The following is a 15,813-nucleotide window of genomic DNA, read 5'->3' as shown; positions in this document are numbered from 1 at the left end:
AACTAGATTTACTGCCTCTATTTATAATCTTGGGGAAAGTCGTTAATGTTACATGTAAGAAAGTAAAAAGCAGGAGGCCATAAAATGGAAAAATATCAATTCCAGAAAGGTTTTTTATGGGGAGGAGCTACAGCGGCAAATCAAATTGAAGGTGGATTTCATGAGGGGAATAAAGGATTAAATATTGCGGATGTTCTTCCTGGTGGGAAGGGGAGACTGAATATTTTACAGTCACCTGGTTTTAATTTTGAAATCGATGAAGAAACATACAGCTACCCTAATCATGAAGCGATTGACTTCTATCACCGGTATAAAGAGGATATTGCACTGTTCGCTGAAATGGGTTTCAAAGTGTTCCGCATGTCTATTGCCTGGACACGAATTTTCCCCAATGGGGATGAGCTGGAACCCAACGAAGAGGGTTTGGCTTTCTATGACCGTGTGTTTGATGAACTGCGCTCCTTCGGAATAGAGCCGGTTGTGACCATTTCACATTATGAAATGCCGTTGAATCTCGTTAAAGAGTATGGTGGGTGGAGAAACCGGAAAGTGGTTGCTTTCTTTGAGCGGTATGTACATGCAATCTTCAATCGGTTCAAGAACAAAGTCAGGTACTGGATGACTTTCAATGAGATCAATAGTGGTTTTATTATGCCGATTCAAGGGCTGGGGTTCTCGATTCAAAAAGAAGAAGACAAGTACCAAGCTACGTTTCAAGCCTTTCATCATCAATTTGTCGCCAGCAGCATTGCAGTAAAAGCTTGTCACGAAATCATTCCAAATTCTCAAATTGGCTGTATGATTCTCTATGCCCCTGTTTACCCGTATGATTCCAATCCGGAAAATGTGATGTATGCACTTCAAGAAGAGCGTTTATTTAATAACTTCTGTGCAGATGTTCAAGTGAGAGGAGAGTATCCTTCTTTTATTCACCGATATTTCAAGGAACATAATATTAAGCTGGACATTGAAGATGGTGACTTTGAGTTATTAAAAGAAGGAACAGTAGACTATATTGGATTTAGTTATTATATGTCCAGAACAGAAAAGAAAGAGAAATCGGAATTAGAAGGTATGGACGAAAATCTGATTGGCGGTGTCAAGAATCCTTTCCTGAAGGCGAGTGATTGGGGATGGGAAATCGACCCAACAGGACTGCGGATCAGTTTAAATCAGCTGTATGATCGTTACCAAAAACCTCTTTTTGTCGTGGAAAATGGTCTGGGGGCCAAAGATACAATTGAAAAAGACGGTTCCATTCAGGATGACTATAGAATTGATTTTCTCCGCAACCACATCAAAGCCATGGGAGAAGCGGTGGCAGATGGTGTAGAGTTAATGGGGTATACAAGCTGGGGCTGCATTGACTTAGTAAGCGCCTCTTCAGGAGAATTTTCTAAAAGGTATGGATTTATATATGTCGATAAACATGATGACGGTAGTGGAACCTTAGAAAGGAAAAAGAAGAAGTCTTTCTTCTGGTATAAAGATGTCATTGCAACAAATGGAGAGAAGCTGTAAGAACCCTTCTAATATGAACGGTCAGAGGCATTAGCAGCTGACCGTTTTTTTGTGATTATATTGATTTAACTTTTCGAGTGATGTACTTCAAAACAGAGTCCGTTGACCACACTTCAGTAATTTCTTATTTCGGCAGTTTTACCTTATTGGTGGCTCCATTTTGAGGGTTGTTCGTGGCTGTGATGGACCCATTGTGTGTGGATGCGATCCAGCGGGCGATTGATAATCCCAAGCCGACTCCACCGGATTCCCTCGATCTTGCTTTGGTCGATTTTGAATTATCTCAATCCGTTACTTGGCTGGATGAATCTGGGGTCACTGAAGCTAAAAGTGGTGGAGGACCTGGAATGGTAGAAGGTCCGGACACGGGAGGCGGTACTGGCACGACGGGACAGCCAGGCGGCGAGAGACCGGAAAATGGATTCCCGGGAGACATGTTCGGTGATCTGGATGAAGAAACATTGGAGAAAGTCCAGAATATCATGGAGCAGGGAGACAGGGAACGATTACTAGAGAGGAAGCTCAGGTGCAGTTGGAGTAGTATGTCTGGTGGGGATAGACCTTAACAGGTACCGTGACTCTATTAAAATAGGCATTTGATGTCTTTGCCCGATATGTGTTATGGAAATGGAGCTTGATCAGGTATTTTAGTGGTAGTGAGAGTTTGGCTAGGTGCAGGGCCAGTTAAACATGGAGTGTATAGGATATGTTACTAAAGGGGAGCAGCCATTGGCTGTTCTTTTTTCAGTAAATTATTCTTGATTATGCTGCTTGATATTGAAATAATTGGAATTAGGTTAATGTACGGAGTTCTGATATATAAAATAGAAAAAGTGGAGGGGAAAATGGTTAATCATAAGTCTGAGGAGTTTATTAAAATTGCAAAAAAACTAAATGATATAGAAATTATCCCATTGTTAATGGGTTCAGTTGGTTTAGAGATCATTACAGGAAAGAATTGGGAGGCTCAAGACTTAGATGTACACGTACCTGGTGATAAAAGAGGGTGGGAGGTACCTCCGGAATTGTCTATACATAATTGGCTGGATATCGTAAAGATCATGACTTCAATGGAGTATAGTCTGATTGATTTGCATGAACATGAGTTTTCAAAAGAGAGGGTATCGGTTGAATTTGGAATTATCGACACATTGCCGACTTTCGCAGGAATACAGTTAGAGGATTTAGAGTTACATCAAAAGAGGGGTGTAATGTATTACTTACTAAATCCCGAGCAATACTTAGCTGTTTATGAGTCTTCATCTAAAGATAGTTACCGAGCAGATCAAAATAATAATAAAGATATCCAAAAAATTGATTTCCTAAAAAAGTTGATAGGAAAGGGCTAATGGGATGGAACGGAATAACATAATGATTATACCTTATGATCCAACGTATACTGAACAAACAGTGAAGATGTGGCGAGATAGTAAGTACGATGCTATTGGGCAAGAAGAAATCCATAGTTTTCAAAACCAAGTATACTACTTAAATCATATTTTACCTAAAGAATTTCATATTGAAGTAGCTCTGATGGATGAAGAAGTGGTTGGTCTGATTGCATACAATGAATCGGAAATTAGCCAGCTATATATTCATATTGGTTATCAAGGTAATGGAATCGGAATAAGATTGCTTAATAAAGCAAAAGACCAATCATCTGGCCGATTAACATTATATACTTTTGAGATTAATACAAAAGCCCGGCGATTCTATGAGAAGCATGGATTTAATATCATTGGCAGAGGCAATGAAAATGAAGAGAATTTACCGGATATCCTTTATGAATGGAGAGCAGAAGATCATGACAGCCGCCAGTAATGAAGACAGATGCTCTGAATAGAAAGTCAAGAGTAAAGGGGTGAATCGGGTGGGTGCAAAACGAGAAGTCCAAACGATCAATTGGGTGATTTTTACGTTGTTTTCATTGGCTGCATTGGTTTCCGCGGGGAGTACTTTTAGCAGCTTGAGGAGTCTGACGCCTGAACAAGAAAGAGAAGGGCAATCGAGTCTGAGCATTCATTGGGAAGAGGGGGATACGATTTTCGCATGCATGTTAGGTGTCTTGATCACACTGATGATTGTGCGATGGAAGTGGTTATTTCCCCATAATGTCCCGCTCACAGTGATTATGGGCGGTATTTGCTATGCCTTTCTTTTTCAAGTCACAACCGCCGGATGGGTTGGGTTGATGGGGTTCATTGGCTTTCTAATCGCGGCTGTGGCAGGGATCATCATGATGCTGATTTATGCTCTGGGTGAAAAACATTGGCGGTTGAGGGAACATAAGTGACACCCATTCCTCAGTCGTCTTGGAAATATAAATAGAGCAACCTCTATTCAAAGCTTTTACTTGTAATAGCGGCGGTTTTCCATATGTGCAAAGTCCCTTGCATACTTGGAAAACCGCCAAATTTTTGTTTAGCTGACCTGATAACAAGGAAGGAATTTTCAAAAAAATGTCGAAGGATAAAAGATAATAGGAAGTCTTAATCTGGAGGAAAAAACGATGCCCAAAAACAATGATTCCCTGATCCTGCCCCTCAAAAAACGAGAAGAAATTCAAAACCGCTGGCTCTTCCATCGGCTGAATACGTTGCTGCCGGCATTGATGGAGAAGCATGAGCTGGAGATGTGGGTGGTGATCGGCAGGGAGTATAATGAGGACCCTGTATTGAAAGCCCTGTATCCGTCCGCTATCGACAGTTCGAGGAGGTTGACGATTCTGGTGTTCTGGATGGATGAGGAACAGCAGTTGAAGCGCTGGGTGATCCACCCGAATCCGAGTTTCGAGCCATTTTATGAGCGGGTTTGGCAGCGGGAAGAGGGGGATCAGTGGGAGTGCTTGAGAAAGATTGTGGAGAGGTGCAGCCCGGAGACGATCGGGTTGAATTATTCCCATACATTTGGTGCCGGGGACGGGCTCAGCCGTTGTTATTTCGAGCGTTTGGATATGGTGTTGAATGAGTTTAGTGATCGGTTTGTGAGTGCGCAGCAGCTCGTGGTTGACTGGCTTTCCATCAGAAGTGAGAAGGAAATGATGTCGTATCCTGCTATTGCTGAGCTGGCGAGGGAGATTGCGGAAGAGGCGTTGTCGGCGAAGGTGATTCACCCCGGTATCACGACGACGGAGGATGTGGCGGATTGGATCCGCCAGCGGGTGTTGGATCTCGGGATCGAGACGTCCTTTTATCCGACGGTCGATCTTCAGCGGAAAGGATCCGGGATGGACCGGATCGAAGGGGAAATCATCCGGCCGGGTGATATTGTCCATCTGGACTTTGGCATCAGGTATCTCGGGCTTGCGACGGATACGCAGCAGCTTGCCTATGTGTTGAAACCCGGGGAAGCCGATGCACCGGAAGGACTTCAATCTGCTTTCTTCACCGCCCTCAGACTAGAGGATATTTTGAGTGCTGAGATGAAGGAAGGGAGAACGGGGAATAACGTATTCCATGCTGCCATGGCTGCTGCAAAAAAGGAACAGATCGATGCGATGATCTATTCCCATCCGGTCGGACCGCATTGTCACGAAGCGGGTGCCTTGATCGGTCTTTATGATCAGCAGGGCGACGTTCCGGTGAAAGGAGATCTTCCCCTGACTGCCAACACGTGCTACGCAATGGAATTCAATATCCGGCAGTTTGTGCCTGAGTGGGGGCAGGAAGTGCCGATTTATTTGGAAGAACCCGTTGCGTTGATCGATGGTAAAGTTGAATATATGGCGATGCGGCAGATGGGGTTTTATTTGATTTAGCGATGGCTGATGAGATAGAAATGAAGAAAAAGCTGAAGATCACTTCAGCTTTTTACTCGTTAATATGAACGAGTATCTACTATTATAGATCGGCGCTAAAAGCAATAATGCCTTTATCATCTCTCTTTCTTTTGCAGAATTCGTGCAATACCTATGACGAATACTAATAGTGAGAGCGGAAAGGTGAGCACGTTACTGATGGGGGTTAAGAACCCAATGATAAATAGAATAATTGCCAAAAGCATTAAACCAATACCCATATCTTTTCTCCTTTTTGGTAGTTTCTTCCAAACTTATATGGCGAAGAAGGATATATTCATCAATGAGCTGATCGACAACAGCCATTCTTACCTTTGATTTATCCTTTGTCTGCATAGATTCAAGATCCATCCTTATTTTACCATAAAATAATTCATGAATTTGAAAAAGATTGAGCAGTCTCAAGCAAGGGGTGAGACTCAATCAACCGAACAACCAGTTATGATTGCTGGCCTGACATTTAATCTGAAATCTGGATGCATCCTTCGACTGCGCGCAAAGTTTGTGTATTTCCACAAATGCTTTTACAATTAAAAGTAACTAGAGTTGAGCCGGGTCACCGCTCACAGTGGAGGTGCCAGTAGATGAGTAACACAGAAAAACACTTTTCAGAGGATAAGTTTTGGGACAAGTTGAAAAAGTTCGGGGCGAAGGCAGGGCAATCTGTCGTGTACACCGCTTTGCTTCTATATTTTGTTTTACAGAAACCGGATGTTCCGAAAAAAGCGAAGATGGTGATCATCGGGGCTCTCGGGTATTTCATTCTTCCGACGGATCTCATACCGGATATAGCAGTCGGGATCGGATTTACCGATGATCTTGGTGCGCTTGGAGTGGCACTCTTGCAGGTGGCGATGTATATCGATGACGACGTAAAAGCAAAGGCCAAGGCGAAATTGACCGATTGGTTCGGGGATGATGTAGATACTTCTGAGGTTGATGGGAAGTTGTAGGGGATGCATCCTGCTCTTATCGGATAAAAGCTAAAATAAATAAGAGGCTGGGACAAATGTTTTTTAGCCGAATGAAAATCCGAACTTTAAATCGAATTCTTTAATTCGAATTAGTTCGGATTTTTTAAGGTACTGTTAAAGGTTGTTTTTTCATTATAGCTTGTTCCAGCGTTTTATTGGAGTGCAAGACGTAGACTCCTGCGGAAAAATAGCTTATGTGAGACCTGTCCAGCTCCGGCGGCTAGAGGCTCGAGGTCATAAGGCAAGCAAGCCAAAAAGGCAAAAAGCGCCTTTCCGGCTTGCTTGTCTTATGCTTGTCGCCTCTGAGCAAAGCCCCTCCGCTTTTCTAACCCGCAGGAGCATGTTGCGACGAGGAGGCTCACCGGCCGCCCGCGGAAAGCGAAGTCTTGCACGGAAATCAAAAGCGGTATTTAACAGTGACTGAAAAATTTAACGATCATTATCTCTCAATCTCAATTAGATCATCGGAAGGGGTAAGGTGGTCGTTTTCCCCAATGGAGAAATCTGATTTTTGACGGTCTATTTCCGCATATTGAACAACGTTCTCTTCATGAAGAAAAACCAATAAATAGATATCATCCCGGCTCCTCATATTGCTTGGGTCTTCGAATTCAGCACCCATTGCTTCTTCCATTTGCTCTTGTGGAGTATACGGCTCGAACAAGAAGGCATGATCCCATCTGAAATCTGCTACAGACTCAATGGAAATGCCGCTATTATCTTTATCTTCCACAATCGAATAGATGGCTTTCTCTAAATTTTTGTTATGCTGAACCTCGATGTGGTTACATCCTGCCAGTACTAACATAATTAGGATTATTTTCTTCAATAAAATCACCTTTTCATGCAGTTTATTCTTGTGCCCGGATCGCAGTTTCTGTGTTAATATTAGCATAATATTACAATTTTTATTGGATTTTCGTGAGTTATTAAAGAGGATTTACACGATCAATGATGCGGAGGAAGGCAGCATGAAAAAGTTTGTGTTTTTATTCGGCCCCCAGGCGGTTGGGAAGATGACTGTTGGGCAGGAATTGGCCAGCAGAACAGATTTGAAGTTGTTTCATAACCATATGACGATAGATTTACTCCAACCATTGTATGGGTTCAGCAAGGAAATGTGGCGGTTGGCGCACCTATTCAGGAACGAAATATTTCATTCATTTTCAGAGAGTGATGAGTATGGATTGATTTTCACGAAAATATGGTATTTTGATCGTAAAGAGGACTGGGAGCAGATTGAAGGGATGTGTGATATTTTCCGTTCCAAAGGAGTCGATCTGTATTTTGTAGAATTGGAAGCAGATGTGGAAGAAAGACTGGTGAGGAATAAGACGCCTCACAGGCTTGAACATAAACCAACGAAACGGAATATTGAGCAATCGGAACAGCATTTAGTAAGCACGATGGAGAATAATAGAATGAATTCAGTTAACGGGGAAATTAAAGAAAAGAATTATATTAGAATTAATAATTCGAAGCTGAGTCCAGCGGAAGTGGCTGACATGATCCAGAAAGAATTCAAATTCTAGCAAAAAGCCACCTTAAAGGGCAGGACTATCAAAATCCCATAGGGAACATAATGATAGACAGGGAATAAAGAAGGGGGATTTCATTTGAGTGTTCATTTCGAGATGAAAAGAACGATTGGGGCATCCAAAGAAAGAGTGTACGAAGGTCTGCTGGATCTTGATGCTGCGAGGCATTGGATGAAAGGGCTGGTGAGGATGGAGCGGTTGGATGACGGTCCGCTGCGTGAGGGAAGCGAGTGGAGAGAGACGAGAAAGATGTTTGGGAAAGAGGCTTCTGAACATTTTGAAGTGGTGGAGCTCGTTGAACCCCAAAGGATCGTGCTGCGATGTGACGGTACAAAAGGGACGACGGGCAAAGGGGAATTCATTTTTACATACGTCCTCACCTCAGCGGGTGAGCAGACGGAAGTGACGCTGAACGGGGAAATCAGGGGAATGACCGGTCTCGCGAAATGGTTTGCGAAGATGATGGCCGGGATGTTCAAGAAAGCGTGTGCGAAGGATCTGGATGCGCTGAAAGCGTATTTGGAGAGTGAAGCATTGATGATTAAAAGATGACAAACATCAAAGGAGGATTCCATGACGATCATTACAAAATTGAAGCTTGATCAATATAAAAATCTTGCCGTGATGAATCAACCGGATGATTATGATGTGTTTGACGGCTGCCAAAATGAGGTGACTGGAGAGCATGATGCCATTTTCATCTTTGTGGAAACGGTTGAGGAGATGGCAGGTTATACCCGGATGATCATTGAGGGAGGACAGCTGCTTGAGAAAGGATATCTCTTTTTTGCTTATCCGAAAAAGGGGAACAAGCGGTATGAGACGTATGTTCACAGGGACGAGATCTTCCCGGCGATGAAGGTCGGGGAAGGCGGTTATGTGGAAGGAAGCGATGTGAAATTCTCGCGGATGGTCAGTATGGATGACGTCTTCACGGTCGTGGGGTTGAAGCGGGAAAAGAAGAAGACGAAGAAGTCATCTGCTGCCAGCCAATGTGTCGCAGATTATGAAGATAATGTAGGGGATGTCGAGGGACTGCTTGAAGGTCACCCGGAGGAGCTCTCTTTTTTCAAAGAGCTGACACCAGGGTACCGACGGGATTGGGCTCGCTTTCTCTTCTCGGTCAAGCAGGAGAAAACGCGTGAGAAGCGCCGCGAACAAATGGTAGATATCTTATCTCAGGGGTATAAATCGGTGGATTTGTATCGTCAGAAGAAAAAGTGATAATTGGTCGATTTTCGTGCCGGAAGAGCAGGGAAATCGCATATTAATCAGCAGCGGGCTCCAACTCGGGATGCCGGCTGCTGATTTAATTGGAAGAAACATACTTCAGCGTCACGGATTCAACGTGATCCATGGTTGCTTTATACAGGGTAATGGTACCGGATGGCGGTGCTGGTTCATTCGAGTTGCTCTTGAAATCTTCATTCAAGGCGATGGTCCAGTGAGCCTGGTTGTTTCTCAGCAATACAACCGCAAGTGTGCCGAATTGAATAACAGAATCCCAGTCATATCGTTTCATTTCGCCGTTGTTGTCGATCGTGATTCCTTCAGTCGTACTGATCACACGTGAATTTTTCCCTTCCCATGTTCCTTGAATGGATGGACCGACATAAGAATAAGAGATCCCGCCTTCTCGGTCGCCATACGTACCGATGTATTGATGGATCGTTCCGTCATCTGCTTTATAGGTCAGGGCTGCGATGTCTTTCTCGAGCCACTTTACTTTGAACTCACCACTTGTCATGTAAGGCAGGCTTTCCTTTGGACGGGCGAACAGCCAATAAGAAGTCCGATAATGCACGGCCTCACCTGTTTCCCTATTTTCCTTGATGACGAATAGATGTTTCCAGTCTGGTGAAAGGCTGGTGACCTGATTAGTTTGATCGATGTGATGGACCAGCAGTCCTGCATGAAGAAGGACGAGCACCGTGGTGATACTGGCGATGATCCATTTCACCTTCTTTGAGAACGAATAAAGAAGTAGAATGGAAGCGGTCATGCAAGCAATGATCAATAGATTTAGTATATAAAAGAGACGAGTGTCCGTGTATTCGATGTCATATCGAGAATGCAGAAACAGGTACCCCATCTGCAGGCAAAAAAGCCCAATCGCAGCAAGGAATAGCAGCCAGCCGCCTGATTTCTTGAAGCGTGTGTCAATTGGTTTCATCTGGCTGTACCTCCTCGGAAAATGTCCATGTCAGGCCACTATCGGATGAAAGGAATTTCCCCTTTATACCTCCGCCTTTATAGTCACCATTTGGACCTTGGTTGAGATAAACAGCTAAATGATCTTCTTCTTTAAAAGGGACTTCGGCTGTGACGAATATTTTATGATAGGTTTCAGGAATTTCTATCTTGGCCTTGCTCCAAGAATTTCCACGATCAAGCGTGACGTGCAGATCGGGTTCTTCAGGATTGAGGATTCCGAAAGACAGGAAGCCAGTTTGTTCATCAACAAATCCTCCATTATAAAGTAACCGGGTGACACCGGGGTGAGCGGTTTCCCGCCAGGTTCTTCCGCCGTCATCTGTCAGGTAGACGGTCGTCCATTCCTGTGACATGGTGCGGTCGCCTGAAACAATGACATAGCCAAATGTCTTATTGGTAAATTCAACTTTCCGAAAGCGGAGGGGCGGATATTGCTCCGTAATGACCGCATCTTCCCAGGTCTTCCCTTTATCCAGTGAGTAGATCAGCTTGATGCTTTTCCCGTATGCACCGTACCCGGAATCTGTACTGCTGTCATCTGCATATAAGAACGCAGCTCGTTCTGGTGTGAGGATAAAGCTGTTCTGAATCAGCTCCTGCTCATTCCCGGAATATTCACCCTCGAATAAGGTCCCTTTTTCTATCGGGACCTCAGTCCACTCATTGCCATTGGAATACGTGATCTGCAGCTGATTGCGCTGAAGCGAGTACCCAATCATCTCCTGTACATAAATCGGCTGAAGCGGGTCAGGCTGTGACTGGCCGGATTCTTGTGTGCCCGAGTATTCCGTTGGCCGGTTCGTGCCAGGCGGAGTGGACGCTGATTCAAAATAGAAAGTGCCGGTGACAACACCGATCAATATTACAACAAACGCAGCAATCATGATTTTCTTCAAGTGGAAGACTCCTTTTTATGTGAACTAAATCGTGTGAGCCAAGGGAACATAGCCCGGTTAAGAGCCGCGGTGCCACTGGGCTCTTATCGGCGAACCAATACCACTTTCTCCTCCCATACACTTGTTTCATAAGCCTGTGCAATCCCCATTTCTTGTACAGAACGTTTCAGCACCTCTTTAAACTTTAGGGGCAGGGGGAAATCACTAGTGAAAGTGAACGAATCTATTTTAATTTCTTCTTCGGTTAGCCAGCAGGCATCAAGCCACTGATCTCCCTCATGAAAGATCTCCGTATTTTTGAATCCGCTCTTAAACCAGGGGTGTTCGTCTTCTTTACTCGCACCCGGTTCATTCAAGCAAACAAATAACGATAGATCATCGGAGAATTGAAGCAGACGGAAATGCTGGTGAAGGAGTTCTTCGTCTATGTCAGGCAGGAGCTGCTTCAGCTTCTCTTGCCTGTTAGCTTCTTCTTTTAAAAAAGCCAGACAGTTCTTGTTTTTCGATTGAGTGAAGAATGAACAGAAGTGCAGACTGCAAAGGAGAGCCGAGTAGGGATTCACTTGCTCGATTTCATCCAGTCCAATCTTGTAAAAGGCGATTTTGACCAGCAGGGGATAGTCTGAGAAGGTGAAGGGAATCCCGGATTCATCGTTCCAAATCGGGGTTTCATCCAAGCCGATCCAGCTGCGGTCGTGCTGATAGGCGGCATAGATCGCATCTCCGAAATGGTGGTCGGAGTTCAGAAGTGCAGGATCGAAATGCTTAGTGATTTCCCCGGATAGGAAGGCATGGTCGTGCTGCTTGATCATGATGAAGGAATGACGGGTTTCTCGTATGATCATGGGTTGGAGCTCCTTTCAATATAAAGAATGGTTTCGCTCGTTTTTGATAGTTTCATTATATCATCTCGGAATCGATGAGCTCCCCTTTCTTAAATAAAAAAGGGTTTAAAAGCATCGATATAGAACTGCATATAGTGAACGAACTTTTTTAGGGGGGATGAGAAATGGCTGCAACGGCAGGTATTTTGGAATGGACACTGTTATCGGAATGTCCGATACCGGATGATGTGAATGCCCTGTTGGTCAATGGGGAAGAGGCGGTGGCGGCGTATAAGACGTTTCGCGATAGTGCCATCTTTACAAATAAAAGATTGATCGTGAGGGATTCGCAGGGGCTGACGGGGAAAAAGGTGGAGATGTATTCACTTCCGTATTCTTCTATTATAATGTGGTCGACCGAGAATGCGGGGAGCTTCCTTGATGTGAATGCAGAGGTGGAGCTGTGGACCAAATCCGGTCACATTAAAGTAAAGCTGAAGAAGGGGATCGATGTGAGGAAGTTTGATACGTTGATTGCGGAGGCACTTTTATAAGAATTGGATAGAATCGGAAATGATGTCAGGAGTTTTAACGTGATAAAAAGATTATTTCTTGGATTGAAAATCTTGCTGATTGTCATCGGCCTCTTTCTCGCCGTTAATCATTACGATCGTGAACCCTGGTTGATCTTGGGGCTCTTTTGGCTGGTTACCGGTATTGAGGCGGCCATTCGATCCTATCGTCATCGCCGGGAAGATAGGATTTCATAAAGTTTCAGTGTCGCGTTTACAGCGTTTAATATATTTACATTACTTCGGATTGCCTGTACTCATTACAGCGTGGCGGGAGACGGGCTTATCTGCGGTTCCATCTGTTGCAGCAAAGGATTCTGGTGTAGTGTACTCCACAGGGTTCGGTAGTTAGTTGACTTAATCAACTAACTAAGGTATGCTTCAGTTAGTCTAAATGTTCAGAAAAGTAGGGGGCTAACGATGGAAACGAATCAATCTGTTGAAAAAATCCGGAAGTTCAATCGGTATTACGCGAATGTGCTGGGGAAAATCGATCAAGAAATCTATCATCATCCATTTCCATTAACGGAGGCGCGTGTCATTACCGAGATTCATTTAAGAAATGGCTGTACGGCAACGGAGGTCAGGGAAAAGCTGGGGATTGACCGGGGCTATATGAGCCGGATTGTGCAGCGTTTTGAAAATGAGAAGATCATCATGAAGAAACAGTCAGCGGAAGATAAACGCCAGTATTCGCTGTATCTCACGGAATACGGCAGAGGAATTTACAACGAGCTGGTGGAGGACGCAACCCGCGGAGTGGAAAAAATGATTCAACATCTATCAAAGGATGAACTCGCTAAGCTGGTAGCCTCCATGGAGACGATCGAATCCATTTATTCTGAAGATCATTCTTCCAGACCGGACGTACTCATCCGGCCATTTCAACCGGGGGACCTTGGTTTTGTCGCGCACCTTCATGGGAAGCTATATGATCAAACCTATCAGTTTGGAAGTATGTTTGAATACTACGTCATGAAAGGTCTGACGGAATTCATGATCAATACCGACGGAGGCGAGCTGTGGGTTGCCGAAGTGAACGGTGAAATCGCAGGTTCGATTGCGATCACAAAATCGACGGATACCGTTGCTCAACTGAGATGGTTTGTTTTAAACGACAAGGTTCAAGGGCTGGGGATTGGCAAAAGTCTGATGGAGAAGGCGATTCACTTTTGTAAAGAAAAAAACTACGGGCATCTGTTCCTATGGACGGTAAGCACGCTGAATGCAGCGCGTCACCTTTATCAAAAGTATCATTTCACCCTGACGGAAGAAAAACCTAATGATGAATGGACCGGAACAACATTGATCGAGGAACGGTGGGATCTTGATCTTTCTGGCGGGGAGTAATTATGTCCCCCTTGATTACTTATCAATCTAGTAAACACACAGGAGGTCTTTATGAAGACAGTGATTGGATTCAGCGGCGGTAAGGATTCGACGCTTGCATTATATGAAATACAGCAAAATGCTGAATACGAAGTGGATTCATTGCTGGTGACACTGACCGAGGGGTTCGGCCGGGTATCGATTCACGGAGTCCGGTATGAACTGCTTCAGCAGCAGTCAGAGTCGCTGGGCATTCCGCTGCGGGAGGTGTGGATTCCTGAAGGATGTACGAATGAGGTGTATCAGGAGCGGATGCAGAAAGCGGTCTCCGATATGAAGGATGACGGCGTCAAGCGTATCGTTTTCGGGGATATCCATCTGCAGGATGTACGGGAATACAGGGAAACGATGATGTCGGGGACGGGGATCACCCCGTTCTTTCCCCTTTGGAACCGGTCAGTGGATGAGGTGAGCCGGACGTTCATCGGTCTATCGTTTAAAACCGTGATTACGTGTGTGGACCTTGATCAAATCGACCGCTCTTTTGCCGGAAGAGTCTACGATGAGGCGTTTGTAGATGATTATCCAGTAGAAAACCGTGATATCTGCGGGGAAAATGGGGAGTTTCATTCGTTTGTATTCGACGGTCCGAACTTCAAGTTTCCGATCCAATATGAATTAGGGGAAGAAAGGGTGACACCGGATTATCAGACAGAACATGACCGGTTCTTATACATCGATGTCATTCCGAAGTAGGGACGTCCTATAAGAATAAGGATTGCTGATTCTCTCAGGATGTTCATAAAAGACAAAAAAACCAGGTGGTGCTGTTTTTATGCTGCCTGGTTTTTTTGTTATAGTGGTATAAGAGTAATCACGGTATTTATTAATAAATACATAAGGGAGTGTTTCATGATGACGAAATTTATCGGATATGTAGGAACGTATACGAAACAAGACAGCAAAGGCGTTTATCAGTTCACGCTTGATACGGAGAAAAGAGAATTGACGGATGTGAAGCTGGCCGCTGAAGTAGGCAATCCTACATATGTGGCAGTGAGCGGGGACAATAGGAAACTGTACGCCGTGTCAAAAGAGGGAGAAAATGGCGGGATCACTGCGTTTTCACTCGATGAACAAACCGGCGGGCTTACCAAGCTGAACAGTCACAGCACTGCCGGCGCGAATCCATGTCATGTAAGTGTGGGTCCTGACAATCGGACGGTGGTGACGGCCAATTATCATACGACGGAGATTCAATCTTACGTAACGGAAGGGGATGGATCGCTTCACTCGTTGGTTTCCAATATTGAACACACCGGCTCCGGGCCACATGAGAGACAGGAGAAGCCGCATATGCATTATGCAGGATTCACACCGGACGGGAAGTATGTCATCGCCATCGATCTGGGAAGTGACCGGATTTATACGTACTCAGCAGAGAATGGAGAGTTAAGTGAGGAGAGAAAAATGGAGACGAAGCCGGGGAGCGGTCCCAGGCATCTGACGTTTCATCCGAACGGTAAATTCGCCTATGTGATGACGGAACTAAGCTCGGAAGTCCTTGTACTGCATTATGATGAGAAGGATGGGCGTTTTTCAGAGCAGCAATACATTTCCACTCTTCCAGAAGACTTTAAGGAAGTGAATGATGGAAGTGCCATTCACATTTCTGGAGATGGACAATTTGTTTACGCCGGGAATCGCGGTCATAACAGCATTGCGGTCTATAAGGTGAATCAGGATTCCGGTTTGTTGACCTTTATTGAATGGACGTCGACAGAAGGCAACTGGCCGCGTGACTTTGTATTGGATCCGACAGGTGAATTCCTTGTTGCCTCCAACCAAAAATCGAACACGTTAACTTTGTTCGGCAGGAATAAGAATACCGGAAAGCTTGAACTGCTGCAATCAGGCGTAGAGGTTCCAGAGCCGGTTTGTGTGAAATTTTTGAATGTATAAATCTGTATAGATTATATGAGGCTGGGACAAAAGGTTCTAGTCTAAGTAAACCCGAACTAATTTGAATTCCAGGATTCAAATTAGTTCGTTTTTTATTTTAATTTAAATGTCCAATTTAATTTTTAACTTTTTCCAGCGGTTGATTGGAGTGCAAGACGAAGACTCCTGCAGCTAGACAAGTGAGACT

At 44.5% G+C, this 15,813-nt stretch carries 21 protein-coding genes; 15 read left to right on the top strand and 6 right to left on the bottom strand.

Annotation, left to right across the window (positions count from 1 at the left end):
• The first annotated feature begins 84 nt into the window (after positions 1-84).
• Positions 85-1,521 (top strand): glycoside hydrolase family 1 protein, encoded by a 1,437-nt coding sequence (locus V6B33_RS17205; protein WP_334218917.1) that lies wholly within the window; start codon positions 85-87, stop codon positions 1,519-1,521.
• Between the two features lie 124 nt (positions 1,522-1,645).
• Here the strand turns inward: V6B33_RS17205 and V6B33_RS17200 are convergent, their stop codons facing one another.
• Positions 1,646-1,753, bottom strand: coding sequence for a hypothetical protein (locus V6B33_RS17200; protein ID WP_334218916.1), 108 nt, complete (start codon positions 1,751-1,753; stop codon positions 1,646-1,648).
• 115 nt (positions 1,754-1,868) lie between these two features.
• Between V6B33_RS17200 and V6B33_RS17195 the strand changes: the two genes are divergently transcribed.
• The 5 genes from V6B33_RS17195 (at position 1,869) to V6B33_RS17175 (ending at position 5,278) form a co-directional block, all read left to right on the top strand.
• Positions 1,869-2,087: a hypothetical protein gene (locus V6B33_RS17195; RefSeq protein ID WP_334218915.1), complete on the top strand. Its 219-nt coding sequence runs from the start codon at positions 1,869-1,871 to the stop codon at positions 2,085-2,087.
• A gap of 279 nt (positions 2,088-2,366) precedes the next feature.
• Positions 2,367-2,870: a phosphoribosylanthranilate isomerase gene (locus tag V6B33_RS17190; protein WP_334218914.1), complete on the top strand. Its 504-nt coding sequence runs from the start codon at positions 2,367-2,369 to the stop codon at positions 2,868-2,870.
• A gap of 4 nt (positions 2,871-2,874) precedes the next feature.
• Positions 2,875-3,342: a GNAT family N-acetyltransferase gene (locus V6B33_RS17185; protein ID WP_334218913.1), complete on the top strand. Its 468-nt coding sequence runs from the start codon at positions 2,875-2,877 to the stop codon at positions 3,340-3,342.
• Between the two features lie 49 nt (positions 3,343-3,391).
• Positions 3,392-3,814: a hypothetical protein gene (locus tag V6B33_RS17180; RefSeq protein ID WP_334218912.1), complete on the top strand. Its 423-nt coding sequence runs from the start codon at positions 3,392-3,394 to the stop codon at positions 3,812-3,814.
• Positions 3,815-4,030: 216 nt separating this feature from the next.
• The gene (locus tag V6B33_RS17175; RefSeq protein ID WP_334218911.1) at positions 4,031-5,278 is read left to right on the top strand and encodes a M24 family metallopeptidase; all 1,248 of its coding nucleotides are present in this window, start codon (positions 4,031-4,033) and stop codon (positions 5,276-5,278) included.
• Between the two features lie 116 nt (positions 5,279-5,394).
• Here V6B33_RS17175 and V6B33_RS17170 read toward each other — a convergent pair whose 3' ends face one another.
• On the bottom strand, positions 5,395-5,538 hold the full coding sequence (locus V6B33_RS17170) for a hypothetical protein (protein ID WP_334218910.1): 144 nt from the start codon (positions 5,536-5,538) through the stop codon (positions 5,395-5,397).
• Between the two features lie 363 nt (positions 5,539-5,901).
• Between V6B33_RS17170 and V6B33_RS17165 the strand changes: the two genes are divergently transcribed.
• The gene (locus V6B33_RS17165; RefSeq protein WP_334218909.1) at positions 5,902-6,270 is read left to right on the top strand and encodes a YkvA family protein; all 369 of its coding nucleotides are present in this window, start codon (positions 5,902-5,904) and stop codon (positions 6,268-6,270) included.
• A gap of 460 nt (positions 6,271-6,730) precedes the next feature.
• Here V6B33_RS17165 and V6B33_RS17160 read toward each other — a convergent pair whose 3' ends face one another.
• Complete coding sequence (locus V6B33_RS17160; protein ID WP_334219057.1) at positions 6,731-7,129, bottom strand: hypothetical protein; 399 nt, start codon at positions 7,127-7,129, stop codon at positions 6,731-6,733.
• Positions 7,130-7,262: 133 nt separating this feature from the next.
• On the opposite strand from V6B33_RS17160, the gene V6B33_RS17155 reads away from it, so the two are divergent.
• The 3 genes from V6B33_RS17155 (at position 7,263) to V6B33_RS17145 (ending at position 9,053) form a co-directional block, all read left to right on the top strand.
• Complete coding sequence (locus V6B33_RS17155) at positions 7,263-7,823, top strand: AAA family ATPase (protein ID WP_334218908.1); 561 nt, start codon at positions 7,263-7,265, stop codon at positions 7,821-7,823.
• An 84-nt stretch (positions 7,824-7,907) separates the two neighbouring features.
• Positions 7,908-8,381 carry an SRPBCC family protein gene (locus tag V6B33_RS17150; RefSeq protein WP_334218907.1) on the top strand — a complete coding sequence of 158 codons (474 nt, stop codon included), beginning with the start codon at positions 7,908-7,910 and terminating at the stop codon, positions 8,379-8,381.
• 21 nt (positions 8,382-8,402) lie between these two features.
• On the top strand, positions 8,403-9,053 hold the full coding sequence (locus tag V6B33_RS17145) for a YdeI/OmpD-associated family protein (RefSeq protein ID WP_334218906.1): 651 nt from the start codon (positions 8,403-8,405) through the stop codon (positions 9,051-9,053).
• Between the two features lie 85 nt (positions 9,054-9,138).
• Here the strand turns inward: V6B33_RS17145 and V6B33_RS17140 are convergent, their stop codons facing one another.
• The 3 genes from V6B33_RS17140 to V6B33_RS17130 all read right to left on the bottom strand — a co-directional run bounded on the left by V6B33_RS17140 (position 9,139) and on the right by V6B33_RS17130 (position 11,784).
• On the bottom strand, positions 9,139-10,002 hold the full coding sequence (locus V6B33_RS17140; RefSeq protein WP_334218905.1) for a hypothetical protein: 864 nt from the start codon (positions 10,000-10,002) through the stop codon (positions 9,139-9,141).
• Positions 9,989-10,939 (bottom strand): WD40/YVTN/BNR-like repeat-containing protein, encoded by a 951-nt coding sequence (locus V6B33_RS17135; RefSeq protein ID WP_334218904.1) that lies wholly within the window; start codon positions 10,937-10,939, stop codon positions 9,989-9,991. Before V6B33_RS17135 ends, V6B33_RS17140 begins: the two co-directional genes overlap by 14 nt.
• An 83-nt stretch (positions 10,940-11,022) precedes the next feature.
• Complete coding sequence (locus tag V6B33_RS17130) at positions 11,023-11,784, bottom strand: DUF3891 family protein (protein WP_334218903.1); 762 nt, start codon at positions 11,782-11,784, stop codon at positions 11,023-11,025.
• Positions 11,785-11,948: 164 nt separating this feature from the next.
• Between V6B33_RS17130 and V6B33_RS17125 the strand changes: the two genes are divergently transcribed.
• From V6B33_RS17125 to V6B33_RS17105, 5 genes are all read left to right on the top strand, one after another.
• Complete coding sequence (locus V6B33_RS17125; protein ID WP_334218902.1) at positions 11,949-12,317, top strand: PH domain-containing protein; 369 nt, start codon at positions 11,949-11,951, stop codon at positions 12,315-12,317.
• A gap of 3 nt (positions 12,318-12,320) precedes the next feature.
• Complete coding sequence (locus V6B33_RS17120) at positions 12,321-12,533, top strand: hypothetical protein (protein WP_334218901.1); 213 nt, start codon at positions 12,321-12,323, stop codon at positions 12,531-12,533.
• A gap of 222 nt (positions 12,534-12,755) precedes the next feature.
• On the top strand, positions 12,756-13,685 hold the full coding sequence (locus V6B33_RS17115) for a bifunctional helix-turn-helix transcriptional regulator/GNAT family N-acetyltransferase (RefSeq protein ID WP_334218900.1): 930 nt from the start codon (positions 12,756-12,758) through the stop codon (positions 13,683-13,685).
• A 51-nt stretch (positions 13,686-13,736) separates the two neighbouring features.
• Positions 13,737-14,420, top strand: a complete 684-nt coding sequence (locus V6B33_RS17110; RefSeq protein ID WP_334218899.1) for a diphthine--ammonia ligase — start codon at positions 13,737-13,739, stop codon at positions 14,418-14,420.
• 159 nt (positions 14,421-14,579) lie between these two features.
• Positions 14,580-15,626, top strand: coding sequence for a lactonase family protein (locus tag V6B33_RS17105; RefSeq protein WP_334219056.1), 1,047 nt, complete (start codon positions 14,580-14,582; stop codon positions 15,624-15,626).
• Positions 15,627-15,813: the final 187 nt, after the last annotated feature.

It is taken from the genome of Mangrovibacillus sp. Mu-81, assembly GCF_036867415.1.
Lineage (GTDB): Bacteria > Bacillota > Bacilli > Bacillales > Bacillaceae_B > Rossellomorea.
Note: the sequence above shows the minus strand (reverse complement) of the source record. Positions and strands in the feature narration are given on the sequence as shown.

Excerpts from the sequence above, each read along its gene's own strand:
- V6B33_RS17205 (WP_334218917.1), top strand. The coding sequence starts at position 85 with ATGGAAAAATATCAATTCCAGAAAGGTTTTTTATGGGGAGGAGCTACA.
- V6B33_RS17195 (WP_334218915.1), top strand. The coding sequence starts at position 1,869 with ATGGTAGAAGGTCCGGACACGGGAGGCGGTACTGGCACGACGGGACAG.
- V6B33_RS17190 (WP_334218914.1), top strand. The coding sequence starts at position 2,367 with ATGGTTAATCATAAGTCTGAGGAGTTTATTAAAATTGCAAAAAAACTA.
- V6B33_RS17185 (WP_334218913.1), top strand. The coding sequence starts at position 2,875 with ATGGAACGGAATAACATAATGATTATACCTTATGATCCAACGTATACT.
- V6B33_RS17175 (WP_334218911.1), top strand. The coding sequence starts at position 4,031 with ATGCCCAAAAACAATGATTCCCTGATCCTGCCCCTCAAAAAACGAGAA.
- V6B33_RS17170 (WP_334218910.1), bottom strand. The coding sequence starts at position 5,538 with ATGGGTATTGGTTTAATGCTTTTGGCAATTATTCTATTTATCATTGGG.
- V6B33_RS17165 (WP_334218909.1), top strand. The coding sequence starts at position 5,902 with ATGAGTAACACAGAAAAACACTTTTCAGAGGATAAGTTTTGGGACAAG.
- V6B33_RS17155 (WP_334218908.1), top strand. The coding sequence starts at position 7,263 with ATGAAAAAGTTTGTGTTTTTATTCGGCCCCCAGGCGGTTGGGAAGATG.
- V6B33_RS17145 (WP_334218906.1), top strand. The coding sequence starts at position 8,403 with ATGACGATCATTACAAAATTGAAGCTTGATCAATATAAAAATCTTGCC.
- V6B33_RS17140 (WP_334218905.1), bottom strand. The coding sequence starts at position 10,002 with ATGAAACCAATTGACACACGCTTCAAGAAATCAGGCGGCTGGCTGCTA.
- V6B33_RS17130 (WP_334218903.1), bottom strand. The coding sequence starts at position 11,784 with ATGATCATACGAGAAACCCGTCATTCCTTCATCATGATCAAGCAGCAC.
- V6B33_RS17125 (WP_334218902.1), top strand. The coding sequence starts at position 11,949 with ATGGCTGCAACGGCAGGTATTTTGGAATGGACACTGTTATCGGAATGT.
- V6B33_RS17115 (WP_334218900.1), top strand. The coding sequence starts at position 12,756 with ATGGAAACGAATCAATCTGTTGAAAAAATCCGGAAGTTCAATCGGTAT.
- V6B33_RS17110 (WP_334218899.1), top strand. The coding sequence starts at position 13,737 with ATGAAGACAGTGATTGGATTCAGCGGCGGTAAGGATTCGACGCTTGCA.
- V6B33_RS17105 (WP_334219056.1), top strand. The coding sequence starts at position 14,580 with ATGACGAAATTTATCGGATATGTAGGAACGTATACGAAACAAGACAGC.